The sequence below is a fragment of the Phocaeicola faecicola genome (assembly GCF_013618865.1).
GTDB classification, from domain to species: domain Bacteria; phylum Bacteroidota; class Bacteroidia; order Bacteroidales; family Bacteroidaceae; genus Phocaeicola; species Phocaeicola faecicola.
In genome coordinates, this window is the sequence record NZ_JABSOE010000170.1 from 1 (window position 1) to 611 (window position 611).

General features: G+C 53.2%; 1 rRNA gene. It reads left to right on the forward strand.

What is annotated here, in order from left to right:
- A 23S ribosomal RNA gene (locus tag H3001_RS19205) occupies positions 1-611 on the forward strand; the annotation flags it as partial.

Sequence of the window (611 nt, forward strand, 5' to 3'; positions counted from 1 at the left end):
CGTGAATCTCCGAATGGGACAACCCGGCGTGTTGAAGACACGTCATCCATCATTGATGGAAGCTAACGCAGGGAACTGAAACATCTTAGTACCTGCAGGAAAAGAAAATAACAATGATTCCCCCAGTAGTGGCGAGCGAACGGGGAAGAGCCCAAACCGTTCATGTTACGGCATGGCCGGGGTTGTAGGACCACGACGTTGCACGAAATCTTGTGAGGAGAATGATCTGGAAAGTTCAGCCGCAGACGGTGACAGCCCTGTATCCGAAGCAAGACGAAGCATAGTGGTATCCTGAGTAGCGCGGGACACGAGGAATCCTGTGTGAATCTGCCGGGACCATCCGGCAAGGCTAAATACTCCCGAGAGACCGATAGCGAACCAGTACCGTGAGGGAAAGGTGAAAAGCACTTCGAACAGAAGAGTGAAATAGTACCTGAAACCGTGCGCCTACAAGCGGTCGGAGCCCGCAAGGGTGACGGCGTGCCTTTTGCATAATGAACCTACGAGTTACCGTATCTGGCAAGGTTAAGGGACACGAGTCCTGCAGCCGAAGCGAAAGCGAGTCTGAACAGGGCGTCGAGTCAGATGCGGTAGACGCGAAACCAAGTGAT